This window comes from Pseudoalteromonas aquimarina, assembly GCF_049257255.1.
In the GTDB taxonomy this organism is placed as follows: Bacteria; Pseudomonadota; Gammaproteobacteria; order Enterobacterales; family Alteromonadaceae; genus Pseudoalteromonas.
The window spans coordinates 227190-247526 of record NZ_JBMMUG010000004.1; the positions used below are offsets into that span (position 1 = coordinate 227190).

The 20337-nt window shown below is 40.7% G+C and carries 16 protein-coding genes and 1 riboswitch; of the genes, 10 read left to right on the forward strand and 6 right to left on the reverse strand.

The features are described 5' to 3' along the window. Positions 1-82: 82 nt before the first annotated feature. Together AAEU29_RS11790 and AAEU29_RS11795 are read right to left on the reverse strand one after the other, a co-directional pair. Positions 83-703, reverse strand: coding sequence for a hypothetical protein (locus AAEU29_RS11790; RefSeq protein ID WP_421973527.1), 621 nt, complete (start codon positions 701-703; stop codon positions 83-85). Positions 704-713: 10 nt separating this feature from the next. Further along, entirely contained in the window at positions 714-2093 is a 1380-nt protein-coding gene (locus tag AAEU29_RS11795; RefSeq protein ID WP_421973528.1) for an Lcl C-terminal domain-containing protein, read from the reverse strand. Positions 2094-2577: 484 nt separating this feature from the next. Between AAEU29_RS11795 and AAEU29_RS11800 the strand changes: the two genes are divergently transcribed. From AAEU29_RS11800 to AAEU29_RS11815, 4 genes are all read left to right on the forward strand, one after another. Then, positions 2578-3306 carry a DUF4956 domain-containing protein gene (locus AAEU29_RS11800; RefSeq protein ID WP_421973529.1) on the forward strand — a complete coding sequence of 243 codons (729 nt, stop codon included), beginning with the start codon at positions 2578-2580 and terminating at the stop codon, positions 3304-3306. 2 nt (positions 3307-3308) lie between these two features. Continuing rightward, entirely contained in the window at positions 3309-5945 is a 2637-nt protein-coding gene (locus AAEU29_RS11805; protein WP_421973530.1) for a CotH family protein, read from the forward strand. After that, positions 5942-6631: a polyphosphate polymerase domain-containing protein gene (locus AAEU29_RS11810; RefSeq protein ID WP_421973531.1), complete on the forward strand. Its 690-nt coding sequence runs from the start codon at positions 5942-5944 to the stop codon at positions 6629-6631. The genes AAEU29_RS11805 and AAEU29_RS11810 overlap by 4 nt, the downstream gene beginning before the upstream one ends. Positions 6632-6757: 126 nt before the next feature. Beyond that, positions 6758-7147 carry a GFA family protein gene (locus AAEU29_RS11815; RefSeq protein WP_421973532.1) on the forward strand — a complete coding sequence of 130 codons (390 nt, stop codon included), beginning with the start codon at positions 6758-6760 and terminating at the stop codon, positions 7145-7147. A gap of 79 nt (positions 7148-7226) precedes the next feature. On the opposite strand, the gene AAEU29_RS11820 is transcribed toward AAEU29_RS11815, so the two are convergent. Continuing rightward, positions 7227-7670, reverse strand: coding sequence for a hypothetical protein (locus AAEU29_RS11820; RefSeq protein ID WP_421973533.1), 444 nt, complete (start codon positions 7668-7670; stop codon positions 7227-7229). Between the two features lie 183 nt (positions 7671-7853). Between AAEU29_RS11820 and AAEU29_RS11825 the strand changes: the two genes are divergently transcribed. The 3 genes from AAEU29_RS11825 (at position 7854) to glsA (ending at position 11619) form a co-directional block, all read left to right on the forward strand. Then, a complete protein-coding gene (locus AAEU29_RS11825) occupies positions 7854-8693 on the forward strand; it encodes a GNAT family N-acetyltransferase (RefSeq protein ID WP_421973534.1) in 840 nt (279 codons plus the stop codon). Between the two features lie 517 nt (positions 8694-9210). Beyond that, positions 9211-10626, forward strand: coding sequence for a DcaP family trimeric outer membrane transporter (locus AAEU29_RS11830; protein ID WP_421973535.1), 1416 nt, complete (start codon positions 9211-9213; stop codon positions 10624-10626). A 9-nt stretch (positions 10627-10635) separates the two neighbouring features. Next, on the forward strand, positions 10636-11619 hold the full coding sequence (glsA, locus tag AAEU29_RS11835; protein WP_421973536.1) for a glutaminase A: 984 nt from the start codon (positions 10636-10638) through the stop codon (positions 11617-11619). 60 nt (positions 11620-11679) lie between these two features. On the opposite strand, the gene AAEU29_RS11840 is transcribed toward glsA, so the two are convergent. Beyond that, positions 11680-13170, reverse strand: a complete 1491-nt coding sequence (locus tag AAEU29_RS11840; protein ID WP_421973537.1) for a dipeptidase — start codon at positions 13168-13170, stop codon at positions 11680-11682. Between the two features lie 89 nt (positions 13171-13259). Further along, positions 13260-13970, reverse strand: coding sequence for a lipoate--protein ligase family protein (locus AAEU29_RS11845; RefSeq protein WP_421973538.1), 711 nt, complete (start codon positions 13968-13970; stop codon positions 13260-13262). 139 nt (positions 13971-14109) lie between these two features. Further along, a riboswitch (cobalamin riboswitch) is annotated at positions 14110-14298 on the forward strand. A gap of 184 nt (positions 14299-14482) precedes the next feature. Here AAEU29_RS11845 and AAEU29_RS11850 point away from each other — a divergent pair. After that, positions 14483-15118: a hypothetical protein gene (locus AAEU29_RS11850; protein ID WP_421973539.1), complete on the forward strand. Its 636-nt coding sequence runs from the start codon at positions 14483-14485 to the stop codon at positions 15116-15118. Between the two features lie 127 nt (positions 15119-15245). After that, a complete protein-coding gene (astB, locus tag AAEU29_RS11855) occupies positions 15246-16583 on the forward strand; it encodes an N-succinylarginine dihydrolase (protein WP_421973540.1) in 1338 nt (445 codons plus the stop codon). A gap of 65 nt (positions 16584-16648) precedes the next feature. Here astB and ppc read toward each other — a convergent pair whose 3' ends face one another. After that, positions 16649-19210, reverse strand: coding sequence for a phosphoenolpyruvate carboxylase (gene ppc / locus AAEU29_RS11860; protein ID WP_421973541.1), 2562 nt, complete (start codon positions 19208-19210; stop codon positions 16649-16651). A gap of 163 nt (positions 19211-19373) precedes the next feature. Between ppc and AAEU29_RS11865 the strand changes: the two genes are divergently transcribed. Continuing rightward, positions 19374-20309, forward strand: coding sequence for a LysR family transcriptional regulator (locus tag AAEU29_RS11865; RefSeq protein ID WP_421973542.1), 936 nt, complete (start codon positions 19374-19376; stop codon positions 20307-20309). Positions 20310-20337 lie beyond the last annotated feature (28 nt).

Below are 20337 nucleotides of genomic sequence, written 5' to 3' on the forward strand. Positions count from 1 at the left end.
CGGGGTTGGTTCCAGTGTAGCTGGGCAAAATAGCACATGCTGGTTTTCATAACCTAAAGCGGCATAAAGTGGTAATGTTGCATTAAAAACCAAACACACTAATATGAATGCCTAAGCCATTATCAAAGCCGTTGTCGGCAAAAAAAGTAGAATAATTTAATTGAATATGTACATCTTGAGTTAACTGGTATTCAATAAACCCTTTAGCATACATCGAACTTTCAAAATCACTGAGCTCTTGGCTTTCACAGCTATCGCAACGAAACACTGAACGTTCTATATTGTTATAGCGATAACCTCCTAGTACGCCAATACTCAATCTATCAATACTGTCTGGGGCGAATTTAAAGCCCGCTTCAGCATACATTGCAAACCCGGTAATTGATGACTCTTTATTACTCACTTGCCCAGTTAATTCATTTTTAACTGTTTGCGTAAATGGCGATGTATCATCCATATACATATAGTCTAAACCAGTTGCAAACTGCAGGTATGGGTGGGGCTCACCTTTATAATAAAGCCCTATGGCATGTGCGTTGCCACCATTTATTAGCGGCCCATCAGAAGTGGCGCGATAGTCACTGGCAGTGAGATTTTGGTAACTCACACCGATTGAATAATCATAAAAATTGATTTCACTTTTTGCATTAACATTTGCTGCGAATAAACACAGCGACATGCCAATTGTGCTGACTAGTTTCATAATTTATCTCCTAAAATGTGCTACAGTTGCGCACTAAATGCACGTGATGTTTGCTCTGTCGAGCACTGTAGAAAATAATGCTGTTTTGATATTGGTATTGGTAACTTGCGTTATCGTTACGCGGCGCAGGTGTACTGCTCCACACTTCACCAAACGGAATATTTTTAAAGGCAAAGGGGTTAAGCGGTGGCTCTTCACAGGCCAGTTCAATATTTTGTTGCAGCTCTTTTATGCTGGGTAATCGCCAGGGGTTAGCGTTCGGGGTTTCGTCATTTAAATTAGCTGCGGCCTCAAAGGCTTGTTGCCAATCGAGCTTTTCGGCTTGGCCTTGCTCACAGTTTTCACCACTGAGCCCTATCACACATTTTTGCCAAATTAAGCCTGTTAATGTATCAAGTACATTGCCATTATTATCTTGCTTATAACGGTTACTTGGTGCGGTGTTTGCTTCGATGGTATTACAACGTTGTTGTGGGGCAAATAAACGACGGTTATTTACCAATTGCTCTTCTGCTGTTGGGCTTTCAAATTGATTAAGCATTCTGTTTTGACCACGCACCGCACGAATGTGACGGGTGGTTGAGCTGACACCACCCGCGACTCGGCCAACATTAAAATCGACAGCCCAAATACTGCCTTCATCATCTACATCCAATGTGTTTGACCAGTAAAAACTGGATTTGGTGTTTGGGAAATAATCTGTGTCTATCGCAGGGGTGAATGTGTTGTAGTTAACCAGTTCTTGTAACTCAATTTTACTTGGCAGACGCCAATCGCTAAAACCACAAACTGCTTTTTGATTTAGCCGATTTAAGTAACTTTGGCTATCGCATTCAAGGTCACATTCACCACCATTTAATGTAGAAAATGCGGGGTAATTATCATCACGATAACTATAGGTGTGAGCAGCATCTTGCAAATCACCCGAGCCGGCAAAGGTTTTAACTTCCCAAATTAAACCAGTAACATTATCAAGCACACAAACAGGCGTAAACTCACTGTCAAACGAAGCATTACCATTGTTATCTAATTTTGTGAAACTAAAACCTGCATGTCCGTCGTCATAATTAGTTTGCTCAATATCTGCACCCACATCACAATCCTGTAAAAAGCCAGACTGACTATTGCAGTTTGGAAAATTACCTTCGGGATAATCACCTGCCAACAAAGAGCCGGTATCATTAAAGTCAATTTGCGTTTCATCACAAGTGCATTCACCATCACACATAGGTAAGGCAAAATCGATGGCGCCAACTTGATTTGAAGTAGCACTAGAAGATGTTGCGGGTACCTCACTGACCGCTTCATATTTACAAGAGGCAACAAAAACCAGTGCCGTCACTAACAGCGCATTTTTGATATTTGCGGCTTTATAGACTTTTAACGCCATGACTTTGCTCCATCCTTTATGACTTGATAAATAATGTGCAAATTTAAAACCAGTGATATGTAAAGTATCGACGATACACCTGATCAATAGAAAAGTGCTTTTATTTAAGTTGTTGATAAATAATGGCTTGTTAATTATGTGTGGATGCTTTATTGGTGTTAGGCAGGTTAGTTCTTTAAGTAAATTTGCTATTGAGAAGTTAAATAAATTGCAAATCGAGTTCTGAATATTTGCAAAATGCGAAGCATTATCTGCGAGTTAATATCGATTGGTTATTGTAAAAGTATTACCGAAAAGCATTGGTGAAAAGTTCAAGGCGTTGATTTTTATGTTTTTTATTTAAAGTTTCAGATGTTGCATGTAGCGGTATGGACTGATTTGGATTGGTAATTGCCTAGATGTTGTTAAGCGTGTTGCGTTGTTGAACATTAAACACAATAGCTTCACCGCCCTTAATTACGTTAGCAATCTATTAGGAGCCGTTATGGAATCAGTCGACCCAATGTTAATTGCGTTTCTGCCTAAAGACATTCGCAATATGTTTTTTCCTTACGCAAGCGTGCAGCTTGCGTCACTGGTACTCAACCTTGTTATTGGTTTTGTGATGGCGAGCATTATAGGCGCGCACTTTCGCAAATACGCCAGTGCCTTTTGTAATCGCCAAGACTTTTCGCGTTTATTTCCACTGTTAATGCTAAGTGTCATTTTAATTATCACTGTGGTTAAGGCTTCACTGGCGCTCGCGCTTGGTTTAGTTGGCGCGCTGTCTATTGTCCGTTTTAGAACGCCGATTAAAGAGCCTGAAGAGCTGCTGTATCTGTTTTTAAATATCGGTATCGCGGTAGCGCTTGGGGCGGGTCAAACGTTAGCGGCCGTGGTGTCGTGCTTTGTCACCCTATTACTTATTGCCTGGGTAAAAAAACGTGACAGCCAAACAAAGCAAGAAAATGGCCTTTTTCTATCACTTAATCATGTATCAGATACAGGTTATCAAGACACTCAATTGGTATCAGAGCTCAAATCGTTACTTGCAAGCCATGCTGACCGTATTGAACTGCGCCGTATTGACATTGCAGATACCCGTTTTGATGCCAGTTTCTTTATCTCAGTGAGCGATGAAAAGCAAATCGATGCTTGCATGAATGCCCTTTCAAATGCGTTTAATGGCATCAATATTTCGCTTCTCGAGCAACACAATATTGCAGGAGTCTAGTTATGCGTTTAGACACAGCAAAACAGCAATCAAACCGTGGTGAGCAACTTAAATTGGTATTCAGCCTGATACTGTTAGCCATTTTGTTGTTGCCATCAACTGGTGCAGTAAAACGTTTTTTAGTTGATAAAGGGTTTGTCGCAACACACCTTTCAAGCAAAGAAAAAGCAGTGCAGTTGGCATCGAGTTTAATCTCCTTGCCATACAGCTACCTTACAGCAAAAACCGATTTGCCACTTATTAAAGTTGATATTAAATACCAAGACTGGCTCAAGCTCGAAGAGGACAGACGTAGTGCGTTTGAGCGTGGCATCATTCCTGAAAATCGCAGTCAAGTGAGCGGTGTAATTTACTTTGGTAAAGAAAAGTACGAAGCAAAAGTAAGGTTACAAGGCGATATGCTGGATCATGTAAATAAAGCGGATCGCTGGTCACTTAAAGTTGAGTTAAAGAAAAAACAAGCGATGTTTGGTTCGCGCAAATTTGCCCTTGTTGCACCCAGTGTTCGGGTAAATCAGGGACCAAACCTGTTTGCCAAAAGCTTAGACGTGAGTGGCTTTGATATTATCTCGCCGCAAAATATCCCGGTTAAGTTAGTGGTAAATGGCGCTGATTGGGGCGTAATGTTGTTTGAACAAGCCTTTAGCCAAGACCTACTAGCCGTGAATAATCGCACGGAAGGTCTAATCACTCGCCTTGATTTGTTATCAGAGACAACCAATAGTCAAGGGCAAGTCACTCGCACTTTAAAACCGCGAGTGTTGCAACAAAAAACCATTTTAGCTAATCAGGCTCTTGCTAATCAGCGTCAAATTGCACTTGCATTACTTGATGACTTTTTAACAGGCAAACGTCCCGCGAGCGATGTATTTGATGCTGCGCGTTTAGGTCAATACCTTGCTATGGTTGATTTGTGGGGCGCGTGGCATGCACTAACCTGGAACAATTGGCGTTGGTATTACAACCCGCATATTGCCAAGCTCGAACCTATTCAAAGTGATGTGGCAGTAACCCCAGCTAAGCACATTTGGTTAATGAAACCACCAAGCCACCGTTTTGCATTAAGTAAAGCAATGCTTGTCGATGATGTGGTTAATGCGCACTATTTAGCGGCAAAAGAGATGCTTTTAAGTTCGCTAGACTCCAAATTAATCCCAGAGCTTGAAAGCTATGACAAAACATTTATTAAATCTTTGCATCTTGATAGCCCGCTTATAACGCCTTTTAATTATCATGTGATGAAGCAGCAAGCGGCTTGTTGGCAAAATGATTATCAAAGCGCTGAGTGTAGCCAAATAGATGATGTCAGTAGTGAGCTTCATAAACAAATGGATAACTATAAAGCCAAAGCCAATTGGGATTTATACAGCCGTTTAAATGAGCAAGATGGCAAGCTTGTTTGGCAGGTAACCAATACTGAAGAGCAGCCACTTATTATTAACAGTATCGAAGGCATCACTAAGCGCCAAGAAATCTCACCACTTGAGCAAATTAACGATGAATTACCGGTTAGAATTGCCCCGGGAGAGACACTCGCATTAACGCTACCATCTCGCTTAAATGCTATTTCAGCAAGGGTGGCTCTAAAAGGTAAAAGTAATGAAACTTTCTTTTTCCAAAAAGACACAGCGCCGCTTGCTTTTATTCCTCGTGGCGGAATGAATCCGTTTGATAGTGCTAAGTATGCTCACTTTATTACGCAATCTCAGAATAAATGGGAGTTTAAAGCGGGTGAGTGGGAAATAAATGATTATTTAGTTACTCCAACCAATACCGAAGTGGTTATTCCACAAGGCACCACACTTAAATTTGCGCGAAATGCGGGACTGATGGTGTTTGGCACTTTATTTAGTCAAGGTACGCCAAATGCGCCTGTGGTTATGACAAGACAAGAAAATACCTCTAAATGGTCAGGCCTGAGTGTGTTTGCGAAAGACCAAAACACGGCCCATCAAGTAGATCACCTTTACATTAGCTATGCAAGCAGCCCGAAATTGGGTTTATGGCAACCGCGTGGGGCGATTTATTTTGTGAAAGGCAATGTCAATATGCGCACTGTGCAAATTACAGATAATCAATCAGAAGATGGCCTGAACATCATAAACGCAGATGTAAATATTTATGATTTAACCATTAAAAATGCACTTTCGGATGCGTTTGATTGTGATTTTTGTACAGGCGTTCTCGATACCAGTCAATTTACCAATATTGGATTTCGTTCAGGTGGTGATGGTATTGATGTAAGTGGATCAACCCTCACAGTAAAACATGCCAAGTTCAATAATGTTCGCGATAAAGCAATTTCAGCTGGTGAGCATAGCCAGTTGATGGTCAGTGATACTCATTTTAATGATGTGAATTTTGGCCTTGTAGCGAAAGATAATTCATTAATAGAAGCGCATCATGTGCGCGCATCAAATATCCAACATAAAGCGTTAATGAGTTATTCGAAAAAACGCATCTTTGGCCCAGCAGTAATGCGCGTTACTGATTATCTATGCACTGATAGCGAATGCAATATTAAACAAACCGCTGAGCTTGGCAGTCAGCTATTGGTCAATGGCCTAGCTATTCAAAGCGAAGCACTAGATGTGAAAGATCTCTACAACACAGTAATGAAATCGGACAAACCAAAATGAATACACAACCAAGAGAATATCGGTTTGAAGTAAAAGTGCCTGTGCCACTTAACCGATTACAAGAAGTTCAAATTTGGCTACAGGCACACAACATGCTATTTAAACAGCACTATGCGCCAAGAGATATAAATAGCTTGTACTTAGATACGCCAATGCTAGCTCGTTACGAAGAAAATTTAAGCGGCATTAGTACACGTAAAAAAGTACGCATTCGTTGGTATGGAGATTTAACCAATGGCGAAAAAGCAAAGCTTGAATTTAAACATCGTCAAGCGGGTAAAGGTTTTAAAGTGATCTATGACACAAAACTTGATTTTACTGAGCCGCAATTTGCTTGGCAGCATGCACTTAAATCAGCCTATGATAATCTACCCGTTGATGCTCAGTGTTTGTGGGCAACAGAGCATAGCCCGATTATTATTTGTCGATATAATCGCGAATATTATATTTCCAGCGATGAAAAAATTCGCGCTACCTTTGATACAAAAATAGAATCCTTTGATCAGCGTTACCGTCAAAAAGCTAATTTAAGCAAAGGCATTCCACTTGGTGATTATGTGTTGTTAGAGCTTAAAACCAATGCTGAAAACGAGCATGAACTTAGTAACTTATTAGCAAGTTGCCCACTTAGACCTTCACGTCACTCTAAATACGTAAACTGTATTCGCAGTTTGATGTGGCAATAAAGTAAAGACTGCTAACAGCTGTCAGAAGGAAGGGAAATAGGTCATTAAAATTCATTGTTTATATTTTGTTTTGGGTAATAATGCAAAATTACATTTAATAATGAATTTATACAGGGCACTTTTTGCGTGGAAAATTTAGTAAAATATCAAGGTAGTTGTCACTGTGGTGTTATAAAGTTTGAAGTAGATGCGCCTCAGACTATTGAGGTGGAAAGTTGTAACTGCTCTATTTGCAAAAAGGCAGGCTTTCTTCACCTAATCGTGCCGCTTCGTAATTTTCAGCTAATGCAAGGTAAAGAATTTCTCAGTGAATATACCTTTAATACGGGCATAGCAAAGCACACGTTTTGTAAAGTGTGTGGCATTAAGCCTTTTTATACGCCACGTTCAAACCCCGATGGTATTGATATCAATGTTAACTGTTTAGATACGGTGCCAAAGAATATCAAGATTGTCGAATTTGATGGTCAAAATTGGGAAAATAACGCACATACACTGGCACATAAAAGCACATAGCGTAAAATACGTTACTCTACTGTGTGCTTTTAAAATGCTAATTGTATCGGCAGTTTAATGTGACTAAATTTTTGATTATTTAGCGCATTAGATCCGTAATAATACTCATGTCTTCAATACCAGCTTCTTTCATAGCTTCTTGCAGTGATTGAATAGCATCAAAACGTGCGATTTCTAGCGAGTTTAAAAAGCTCTGCTGGCTATCAATCGCAGCTTGTTTGGCTTTCTCGTCGGAATAATCCGCATTCTTCGCGTTTGCTAACATTTCTTCTGCTATTTCAATCTGTTCGATAATGCGCTCAATCGCTTTAATCATGTCTTGGATGTGCTTTGGCAATGCTCTACGCTTTTGTTCTTTGGCGTCTTCACTTTCTTTGAGCTTTTGCCAGCTTTCAGCTGAAATAGTAATGGAGTCATTACTATTGTTAGCTTGTGCATCCTCACTTTGTGACGATGGTGTTTGCTGCAGTTTTGGGGGTGTTTGAATAGCAAAGGGAATTTTGCCGATGTTTGCAATGCTCATGTTCGTCCTTGGAAATATTTAAGCACTTCTGTTATCGGTAAAATTGTTTTTCTCTAAAGGGGATTTCAACAAATTTGTTTTTTTGGAGTCATTAGGCGCTGTTTTTAAAAACTAAATTTACACCTTAGCGCATGCAGGTTAGGCTAACTTTCTCAGCTAAATACTATTTTTAAAGAACCTAATATGTCACAACTTAAAATTCGAAGCATGTTGCCAGAAGAATTGAGCATAGCTATTCATTGGGCAGCGCAAGAAGGATGGAATCCAGGCATTAATGATGCTGCGCTATTTTATCTGGCGGATCCAACCGGTTTTTTTGTTGGTGAAGTAGATGGTGAAGTTGTCGCGGTGGGAAGTGCTGTTAGGTACGATGAACATTATGCATTTTGTGGATTATATATCGTTGCTCCAGCACATCGTGGTAAAGGGTATGGGCTTGAGCTCACTAAGCACAGACTTAACTATTGCGGTGAGCGAAACGTAGGGATTGATGGGGTATTAGAAAATGTTGAGATCTATAAACGCATTGGTTATATGCCGTATTATCAAAATAAACGCTTTCAAAAAATAGCCAGCTCAACGCAAATAAATTCAGCTATGTCGGAAGTAACGGATGCACATATTTCCGCTATTCTAAACTATGATCTGCAATGTTTCAGTGCACCGCGCAAGGCGTTTTTATCTGCATGGCTGATGCAGCAACATGGCAGGGCGGTGTGTTTATTAGAAGATGGAGTAGTTAAAGGTTACGCAGTGAGGCGAAAATGCCAAGAGGGTTATAAAGTAGGGCCATTATTTGCAGACTCACCAGCAATCGCGGCTGATATCTTTCATGCTTTGCAACAGGATATTCAAGGTGAAATCATCATCTTAGATGTGCCTGAGAATAACCCAGATGCAGTGCGTTTGGCAGAAACTGAAAAAATGGAAGTGGTGTTTGCGACTTCACGTATGTATCAAAAAGGGTTACCGAAAACGAATAGTAATAAAATTTTTGGCATTACGACCTTTGAACTGGGTTAATTAAGCGCAAACGCATAAGTATTAATCTAACTGATCCCTTCGCTATGAAGGGGTTAATAAAAGGCAGAATCAAAACTAATACATTCACCTCTTTGTACTAGAAGGTTATCCCCAGAAAAGGTGTGTAACTCTGTTTAAAAGTGCTATTTTCTATTTATTTTCAATGTGCTAGTAAACGTCATACTTTTGTTATAAATAACTAAAAATTATTGCTTTTGATTAATTTGCTATAAGCAATCCTAGTCCCTTTTTAGCTTGAATAGATCGCATTTAAGTATGACGTATGTCATAAAAGTCGACTTGATTATGGGATATAGTCTGCTTGAAACGCATTTGATGACCAGCTAGTTATGACACTAAGTTGCCAAGCTAACGTTTTTTAAGAAAATATTTCTTAAATTTCCGCTGGTTGGTGTTGTCGGATGCGATTTTTTATGGAACTATGGTCAATAGTTGAGCGATGCTTGTTGGAAGAAGTATTAGTCGCTTTGCACAGTAGATTTAGTAAGGAAATGACATGTCTACAACACAAATAAAACGATCCCCAATTTCACCCTTGTTGCGCTTAAGCGCATTAAGTCTATTAATTTCATCCAGCTTTACTTATGCCAATGATAGTGATTTAGAAAAACGCCTTTTAGAATTAGAAGCACGTTTATCTAAATTAGAAAACGCATTACAGCAAAAAGATAAGCACATTGAAAAGTTAGAAACGCAGCTAAATACTGGCAAAAAAACAGAAGCGAATACTCTTTCATATCAGCAAGATATTGAAAAAAATAACGAGTTGGCTGTGTTTAAGCAAAGGCCAAGCCACCAATACAAAGCACCTGAGCGCAGTATTCGTTTAAGCGGTACCGATACGCGCTTACAAATTGGCGGTCATATTTGGTTAGATGCTATTTATAATAGTGGCGAAATGACCAATCGCGCAGGTTTCCAAACCTCGTCTATTGCTTTTGAAAAAGACACTGTCGACGACAACACTTTGTTAAGTGCTGGACAGTCGAAACTCTATTTAAAAAGTTTTACACCAACTAAATATGGCGAAATGAAAACGCGCTTTGAATTTGATATGTTTCAAAGCGATGGCAACGCAGGATTCCATTTAACCCATCTATGGGGTGAACTCGGTAACTTTGGTGCGGGTCAGACCTTCACCGGATTTATGGATATTGATTCTTTCCCTAATATTCTCGATTACTGGGGACCAAACTCAATGGTCTTCACACGTCAACCTCAAGTTCGTTATACCTTTAATTTAGACAAGCAAAGCAAATTTGCGGTATCGCTAGAGCGCTCAGATTCTGATTTTGCATACCCTAGTAGCACAGACGAGCGAGTGTACCTTTATGATGAAGTAAACGAGCTACCAGACATAACAGCTTATTATTTAAAACAAGGTGAGTTTGGTCATTTTAAAAGTTCGTTTATTTTACGCAAGCTAGGCTATGAAACGCCTTGGCAAAGTGATGAAACGTTAGGTTGGGGTGTTAATTTATCGGGCGCTTTTAATGTAAGTACGCAAAGCAGCATTAAATATCAAGTGGTGCATGGTGATGGTATTAGCCGTTATATCAATGACCCTTGCTGCAGTGTGTATTCGGCACAAACAGGTGGTTCTGATGCAGGTATAAATGCCAAAGGCAACCTTGAAGCAATCACAGCAACAGGCGGTTTTGTTTACCTCGACCATCAATGGCAAGATGATATGAGCAGTAGTGTGGGTTTAAGTGTGATGACACTTGATAACCTATCTACTCAGTTTAATCGCTCGTTTAAACAAAGTATTTATTCCACCGCAAACTTAATTTGGTCACCAACCGAAATGTCGAAGTTAGGCATAGAGCTTCAGTATGGTGAAGTAGAAGATAAATTCGGTACAAAAGCAGATAACTTCAGACTACAAACGTCGTTTGGATTCAAATATTAAGGAACAATTATGATGAAAAAATGGTTACTTACACTCATCCTTTTAGTGCCATTAAGTGGTGTCGCAAAGGTTGCAAAAGTTAGTGAAATCGAGGCGCTTTTAGCAAAAGCGCATAGTATGTATAAAGATGAAAAAGCAGGTGCTAACGCCGATTATATTCCGGCACTGGCTAAAGTGGATTCGGAGCTATTTGGTATCGCACTGGTTACAAATGACGGTAAAATGTACACCTATGGCGATGTGGATTCACGTTTTTCAATTCAATCAATTTCAAAGGTGTTTACGTTAGCACTTGCACTTGAAGCTAAAGGTGCTGATCAGGTAGCTTCAAAAATTGGTGTAAATGCAACGGGTTTACCTTTTAACTCAGTTGCTGCAATTGAGCTAAATAAAGCGCGCAGTGTTAACCCATTAGTAAATGCTGGCGCAATGGCGACGGTAAGTTTGCTTGAGGGTGATAAAGAGAATAAATGGCAAAACCTATCTCACTGGTATAATGAATTTGCAAATACAGAACTACCTGTATTAAAAAGCATTTATCAATCTGAGTCTGAAACAAACGGCCATAACTTAGCTATCGCTGAATTATTGAAGTCATATGATCGTTTTTATGGTGATGTGAAAGATAACCTGGATATTTACACTCGCCAATGCTCAATTGGTGTAACTGTGTCAGATTTAGCTGTTATGGCATCGCCATTTGCAAACCGTGGTGTGCACCCAATTACTAAGAAAAAGCTAATGAGTGAAGAAAACGTAGAGCGTTTGCTTGCGGTAATGACCACTGCCGGTTTATATGAAACCAGCGGTGATTGGGCATTTAAAGTTGGCTTACCTGCGAAAAGTGGTGTCGGCGGCGGCATTATTGCGGTTGCGCCAGAGCGCTTCTCTATTGCAGTATTCTCACCGCGTTTAGATCAAGCAGGCAACAGTGTTCGTGCTCAAAAAGCCATTGATTATATTGCTGATGCAATGGATGCGAATATTTTTTAACCTTATTTAAAACAATAAAAAGCGCAGTAAAATCTGCGCTTTTTTTATGGATATTGATGTTTACATATTGCCAAGTTTTACCATCATGGCGGTATACATTTTTAGGTTAAGCGCCATTTGCTCAGGCGTTAAATACTCGTGCTCGGAGTGACCTGTGTATTTTTTACCAGGCATCGACGGGCCAAACGACACAGCGTTATCAAATAACTTAGCATTGGTACCACCACCAATTGAAACAAAGCTTGCATCTTTATCACCAGTGAAATGTTTAAAGATGTTTAAAAGCGCTTCAGCATGCGGTGCATCATCAAGCAGCATCGGCGTGCCAATATGAATTTCCACGTTATTTAATGTCACATTGTTATTAGCTTGCCAATTGTTTAGGGCAGTATCAATTTGAGATTTTAATAGCACCTCTGTTTTGCCAACTGGGCGGCGTAAATTAACGGATAATTTAATACCGTTGTCGCTGCGCTTTAATAGTGTTGGCGCGACAGTCATTGGTCCCATAAAATCGTGACGGTAGGCAATATCACCAAATTGTGCGCCGTATAAATCAAGGCCAATGAGTTGATTAATAAACTCAATTGCTTGGCCATCACTGTTATTTTCTAAATCAATACCTTTAAATATTTCAGCTAAATGAGCAATGGCATTGTGACCTGCTTCAGGCTCTGATGAGTGTGCCGATTCGCCTTTTACATTTATTAAAAATGTATCGCCTTGTGGTGTAAGTGTAACGTGAACATCTTTAAGTGAATCGATGTTTTGTTTAAGCTTTGTAAGTGTTTTTTCATCAGCATTATGAAGCACTACACTGGCATCTTCTGGGATTTGACTAACAAATGCACCGCCATTTAACTCGCTAACATAAACACCTGTTTGTGGTGATGAACCTGAAAATGTTGGCGCAATTAAGCTCCAGCCTTTTTCGGCTACAACCACAGGGTAAGACGCATCAATAGTTACTGCATATTTTGGTTGATGATAGCTTTTCATAAAGCGCTTTAGTGGCTCCCAATCTGATTCTTCAGCTAGGTACACCATAAGCTCGATGCGATTGTTAAGCTTAACATTGTTATCTTTAAGCGTTTTCATAGCATAAAGCGCAGTCGCAATTGCGCCTTTATCATCTTCTGTGCCTCGACCAATTAATTTGCCAGGTTCAGAGGTTTTATCAAGTAAAAACGGGCTTTGCTGCCATTTTGTTGGGTCTGCTGGTTGCACATCGCCATGGGTTACTATGGTTACTTTCTCTTGTTGTTCACCCATACCGATTAATACGGTGTGCCCAAAATCTTGGTAATCAAAACCAAGCTCTGCCGCTTTCATTTTTAATAGCGATTTAAAACCAATAAAGTCCGGATTTTGCAGTGTATCAATGTCTTTTTTATTAACGGTTGGGAATGACACCATATTGCCCAAAGTATGAATTTGCGTGTTTTGATAGTGTGTTACGGCATAGTCTGCCAACTTATCAGTTGCTGGGCTTACAGATGCAAAGGTATGGCTTGCAAATAATGCAGCACATGGAAGAAGAGCGAATTTCAAGGGAGCACTCCAAAGGTAATTTACGACTAAAGAAGCCCCAAGTGTATCACCGCTGAACACTAAAAAAAGGGTTTTACGATCAATCCGATTTATGTTTTTTGATGATTTATAAAACTAGTAAATAGGCGTTGGTAAAGCGCCTCAGTATCTGGTTTATCGGTGGTATGTTCAAACAAACAGGTGTGCACATCAGCAATGACATGCTCTAGCTGTTGATGATGTTCATAACAAAGGTTAACAGGTGCAACTAATGTTGGCATATTTGCATTTACTAAAATGCAGGCTTGCGCCAGTACAATTTTGCCACCGCCTTTTTTAAGCAGTACACGCTGTGCGGTGCCAACGACTTTTTTACCTTCAATATTAAGATTGTAATCGCCATCGCAATAACTGCCGGGGGTGGCGTGAGTTTCAACATTGATATTAAACTGCGAAAAAAACGAAGATAAAATAGCACAATAGTCTTTGTAGGCATTTGGAATAGAGTAGGGAGTTTGCTCTGGCAATACATACATGTAAGATATATTAATCACCCCTTCACATTGTGGTACTGGCGCACCGCCAGTTTTACGGGCATAAAGCTGCCAACCAGTTTTCTTTAGCTTAGTTTCAAGCGTTTCGCTTTGTTGCCATTTATTACCAGAGGGTAAAACCAACGTCGGCTTATCGCTTTGCCAAAGTAACAGGGCTTGGTCTAAATTGCCGTTTTGCAGTTGACTAATTAACTCACTTTCTTTTTCAAAAACAGCTTCAACAGAGATCTGGTTGAAACGAAGTACTTTGGCTTTTACTTTTGACATCGATCATTAAAGATTAACTTTTTGTGTAGCATACCTTAGTTTTTAATTTTTAGCAGTGCATTCAATTTGGTTATATATTCAAACTAAAAGTATTAATAAGAATAATGTCTTAGCTTGATTTGAAAGTATTAGCTGACATATATTTGCATTGTAATTAGGTGACTAATGTTTTATTTAAAACAATGTTTAAACGGGAATCCAGTTTAAATCTGGAACTGCCCCCGCAACGGTAACTGTGAGCGACACCCACCACTGTCAGTTTTGATGGGAAGGTGCTGTCAGTGCGATGATCAGGAGTCCGGAGACCGGCCTAGTTCACTCGATACTGCGGTGGGCGGTGAGCAACGAGAACACAATCGCTTTATACCAATTACATTAATCTGTGGTCACCGTAATTGATCATCTAATTATCTGAACTTGGTATTGTTATTTCTTGCTATTAAAGCCAAAGGATTGTGCCTTGCATATTGTCATTTCCTATCGTATTGGTTTTAGCATGCGGATAGACATTAATGACAGATCGTTCAAATTTATTTACCCCAATTAACGTAAAGCAGTTTTCATCGCTGATTTTCACACTATTAGCGCTTTTGATGATAGCCACTCGCCCTCATCACTTTGCTTCTGCGCTCCATTTACCCAGTGCTAGCACTGCAATTTTCTTTATCTTAGGTTTACTAGCATCTAAGCATCGCACATTTGCTGTATTTGTGGTGTTAAGTGTGTCGATTGATTTAACCAGCAGCTATTTTAGAGGAGATCTTGAGGATTGTTTAACAACCTCTTATCCGTTCTTATTTGTTGGTTATTATGTACTTTGGTGGGCAGGTCATAAGAGCTTGCAGCTAAAACTTGATGAAACGAAACTTGCTGTTGCAGTAAAAACAATCGTGGCACTTTTTAACTTATGGCTTGCAAGTTCCATTGCATTTTTAACCTCAAATGCAAGCTATTATTGGCTATCGGGTAAATTTAGCGATATGCCGTTAAGTACCTACGCAGAGCGTGTCGCACAGTATTATGCGCCATATGTGACGAACCCGTTTGGTTATGTGGCCATTGCCTTAGTGCTTTACTTTGCGTGTTATTTCTTAAAACCCCAACTGGGTATTTTAAAAACGCCAAATGTTGGTAATCAAGATAACTAACACAGTGCAAATTAAATTGTATTACCTGGCATGCATTTAGCAATTTAACTTTGTATTCACGCTTTTTCGGTTTTAAACACGAAAAACGCCTAATAAAAGTGCAACGTTGCACTAAAAGGATGCAAAGATGACAGTGTACGAAGTGAATTTTGATGGGTTGGTTGGCCCAACCCATAACTACAGCGGCTTATCGTTTGGTAACGTCGCATCTAAAAATAACGCAAAGCAAATCGCAAATCCGAAAAAAGCTGCGCTACAAGGCCTTGAAAAAATGCTGGCGATGACAAAGCTTGGCTTAAAGCAGGGTATTTTACCGCCGCAGGTTCGTCCAGATACTTACACATTAAGGAAGTTGGGTTTTTCAGGTAGCGATAAAGACGTAATTACAAAAGCAGCCAAACACGCGCCGCAGTTTTTAAAAGCCTGTTATTCGGCGTCTTCAATGTGGTCGGCAAATGCGGCAACAGTATCGAACAGTTTGGATTGTGACGATGGCAAAGTGCACTTCACACCCGCCAATTTAAGTAACAAACTACACCGCGCCATAGAAGCTGAGCAAACAAGCCGTACCTTTAAAGCCATTTTTAATAATACGCAGTATTTTACTCATCATTCGCCACTACCACATCATCCATTATTGGGCGATGAAGGGGCGGCAAATCACACTCGCTTATCCAATTCGCATAGCGAAAAAGGGCTATCGCTCTTTGTTTATGGTGAAGATGCATTATCAGATATCAAACCAAAGATTTACCCTGCCAGACAAACCTTAGCTGCCAGTGAAGCCGTTGCTCGCGCACATGGATTAAGCGACGCCGATTGCTTATTTGTGCAACAAAATCCCAATGTGATCGATCGAGGTGTATTTCATAATGATGTAATCGCAATTGGTAACGAAAATGTGCTGCTTTACCATGAAATGGCGTTTTATCAATCCGCACGTGCGGTTGAGTCTATTCACACAAAATACAAAGGTGATAAACCACTACACTTAATTGAAGTAAGTAACGACTATGTGAGTGTTGAAGATGCAGTTTCAAGCTACATTTTTAACAGTCAGTTAATTACATTACCAAACGGCACTATGGCCATTGTGGCCCCCACCGAATGCCAAACTAACGATAAAGTGGCGACTTATCTTGAGACCCTTTGCGAGGCGAGTAACCCTATATCTCAGGTGATTTATTTTGACCTGCAACAAAGTATGAAAAACGGTGGTGGACCTGCGTGCTTGCGTCTTCGCGTGCCACTAAATGAGTTGGAATTAAGCGCCGTTGCCCCTGAATGCTTAATGAATGAAGCGAAATACCATACCCTAACAGCATGGGTTGAAAAGCATTATCGAGATGCGATTGCAGAAGACGATTTAGCTGACCCAAGTTTACTTGTAGAAAGCCAAACAGCCCTTGATGAATTAAGCCAAATTTTAAAGCTTGGCTCAATTTACCCATTTCAAATGGACTGAACGTGAGAAGAAACAAAAAGGCGAGGGTAACCTCGCCTTTTTTATTTAAATTGTAAGAGTTTAAATCACCCTGTGTTTCGCATACCGGTCGCAATACCAGCCATGGTGACCATAAGCACTTGCTCGCTTTCAGGGTGCTCAGGTTTATTGCGTAAGCGTTTTAACGCCTCAATCTGTAACAAGTGCAGAGGTACTAAATAAGGCTGACGTAACCTAAATGAGCTTAAGTTCCAAGGGTCACTCTCAAGTGTGTGAGCTTGGTTAAGCAAAGTCAGTACTGCTTGTTCGTCTTGCTGTAATTGGCTGCGCAGATGTTCACCTAAGCCTTGTAGCTCAGGTTCAACAAGGGCTGCGTCATACAGTGCGGATAGCTCTGGATCGGACTTTAAATACACCATTTCAGTCAATGAAATACGGGCTTTAAAATACGGCCAGTTTTCTAGCATTTCGTTCATCAGCGCGGCATTTTCTTGATAAAACGCTTTAATTGCCTGGCCTAGACCCAACCAACTAGGCAAGACTAAACGGTTTTGGCTCCACGCAAATATCCATGGAATAGCACGCAGCGATTCAATACCACCATCCGAGCGGCGTTTACTTGGGCGCGAGCCCAGTGGCAACGATGATAGCTCTTGCTCAGGTGTGGCTTGGCGGAAATAGCGCACAAAATTAGGTTCTTTACGAATATAACCGCGGTAAATTTCACAGCTCAGCGATGCCATGTTGTTCATAAGCTCTCGCCATGACGCTGGTGGCACAGGTTGTGGGTGAATTAAGCTTTCTAAAATCGCACTGGCATACAAGTGTAAACTGCGCACTGCAAGGTTTGGCAAACCAAACTTGTAGCGAATGGTTTCACCTTGTTCGGTGACACGTAAGCCGCCATCAAGTGTACCCGGTGGTTGCGATGCAATTGCATCATGTGCAGGGCCGCCCCCACGACCAATGGTACCGCCACGGCCGTGGAACAATTTAAGTTCTACCTCAAATTGTTTAAATACCTGCACTAGCGCCTCTTGCGCTTGGTATTGTGCCCATGTGGCCGCTAACACGCCCGCATCTTTTGCCGAATCACTGTAGCCAATCATCACATATTGCTGGTTTTTACAACGCGTTAAATATTGCTCTATGTTCAGCAAGTCGCCCATTACTTTTGGCGCGTTATTTAAATCATCCAGTGTTTCAAAGAGCGGTGCAATAGGCATATCCCAGCCAAACCCTGTGGCTTTCATTAAGAGGTTTACCGCCAGCACATCGCTCACTTTGCTCGCCATTGAAATGATATAAATACCTAGCACTTCGCGCGGTTGCTTAGCCACCATTGCAAAGGTATCGAGCACTTCTTGGGTGTTTTCACTCCAAGTGACATTCGGTAATAATGGGCGCGGATTATTTATTTCGCCAAGTAAAAACTCAACACGGCGTGCTTCATCCCAAGTGGCGTAATCGCCTAAATCGAGCGCGCTTACAATCTCGCCAATGGCTTCATCGTGGCGTTCACTGTGCTGACGAATATCCAGTTTTACCAGTGAAATACCGAAACATTGCACCTTACGAATTAAGTCGAGCACTTGTGAATTTGCAACGCGAGTAAGACCTACTGCCAATAAGCTGTTGCGGCATGCTTTTAATGGCGTAAGTAAATCTTCAGAAGATGAAATTGCACCTTTTGTTTTGCCATCACGTAACAATGCGATTGATTCTTTAAGTTCGCTAATTAACTTGGTGATCACCGCGCGATACGGGCCAATATTATTAATATCCGCTTCAATTAAGTCATCGGTTGCTTTGTGCATCGATAATTCTAAATAAAGTGATTCAAAATCAGTTAAGTAGAGCTCTGCAGCAATTAATCGTGCTTGTAAAATGGCTTGTTTACTGAGTTTGGCGGTAACAAAGGGGTTGCCGTCTCTGTCGCCTGCCATCCAGCTGGCCATGGTAATAGGCACAATATCTTCGGCTAACGGCTCGCCAATCAAGTTTTGTGAAAGTTCATCTAATTCGCGAACAAACTTAGGTACCGCATGCCATAAACTATCGGTAATGGCGTGTAAGCCCCAACGCGATTCATCAAGTGGAGTGGGGCGCTGCTGCCTAATTTCATTGGTATGCCATGCTTGTTCAATGATTTCTTGTACGCGTTCGCTCAGTGGCACTTCACCTTTACTGAGTTCATCGGCCACTTCGTTGTATTTATGAATAAAGGTGCGGCGGTTAACTTCGGTTGGGTGCGCAGTTAGCACCAACTCGATATGTAGTTTTTTAAGCGCTTGTTTAAACGCGTTTGCATCAATACCGGTTAATTTTTCTGATAGTGAATCAAGCGGATGCGGCAAATCTAGCTCAGCTAAGCCTTGCTCACTGGTGGTGTGTTGTTGCTCTGCCACATTAGCAAGGTTTAAAAACTGGCTAAATGCGCGGGCATGAATTAATAAATCTTGCTCGCTACTATTTGCAAAAATTGTTTGTAGGTCTTCAACCGCATGGTTTTCACCTGCCACAATGCGCTTACCTAAAAGGCGAACTTCTTCAATTTTATCAACCCAGCCATCGCCTTTGTCCTCCGCAATTGTTTGGCCGAGTACCTCACCTAACGCGCGTACATTATTCGATATGGTTTCTAACATAACTTCCTCATTCCCCAATACAAAGCATCATCACCTGCGATGTAGTTTTGATGTGCAGGTTGTATTTTATGCATTTATAAGTCAAAAATTAGTCTATGCGCGCCACCTAATAAACGCTAATATATATTTATATGAATTTGTATAAATAAAAATCTATATAACTATGCGATTACCCACAGTTAGGCAGTTACAGCTTTTAAAAGCGCTCGATCAGTACAAAAGTATTTCCTTGGTGGCGCAGCAGTTACATGTGTCGCAACCCTCTGTGTCGATTCAGTTAAAGCAATTAAGCGAATCTGTGGATATGCCAGTGTATCATCAGCATGGTAAATCCATTTTGCTCACTGATGCGGGAAAAGCCTTGTTAAAGTGCGCCAATGAGGTATTTACTAGTTTTCATAATTTATCAGTATCAATTGATGAGCTTAAAAGCGTGACATCTGGCTCGCTTAATTTATGTGTAGTCTCAACTGCTAAGTATTTTTTGCCATTGATTTTAGGCGCGTTTTGTAAAAAACACCCAAAAGTCGATATCAATTTAAAAATTGGTAACCGCCAAGAAGTTAAAGAGCGCATAGAAGCTAACGAAGACGATTTTTACTTTTTTAGTCAGTGCCCTGAACGCCCTGAAATTATAAAAACGCCGCTACTCGATAACGAACTGGTGGTAATCGCACCAGCACGGCACGAATTGCAGTTACAGCAAGAAGTTAGCCTAAACCGTCTATCGCATTACCCATTTATAATGCGTGAGAAAGGCTCGGGTACACGTAATTTGATTGAGCAATTTTGCAAAACCCAGCAGTTAACCTTGAATGAAAAAATGACCATAGAAAGTAATGAAGCGATTAAATATGCGGTTGCATCGGGGTTGGGCTTGTCGATTCTAAGCCGTCATGCGCTCGATTATGGTGAAGTACCGGGTTTGGTAAAGTTAGACGTAACAGGTTTTCCTATTCGTAGTACGTGGTTTTTAGCTAAACGCCAAGATAGAAAGCAAAGCTTGCTTGCCAGTGCATTTGAAGCCTTTATGAAAGAACAAGGTGTAGCGATTTTAGAGCGCTCACAAGTGGGCTCTAAAACTATGCCGCCAAACTAGAGTTTTAGTACTTTTTTCTGCTACTATT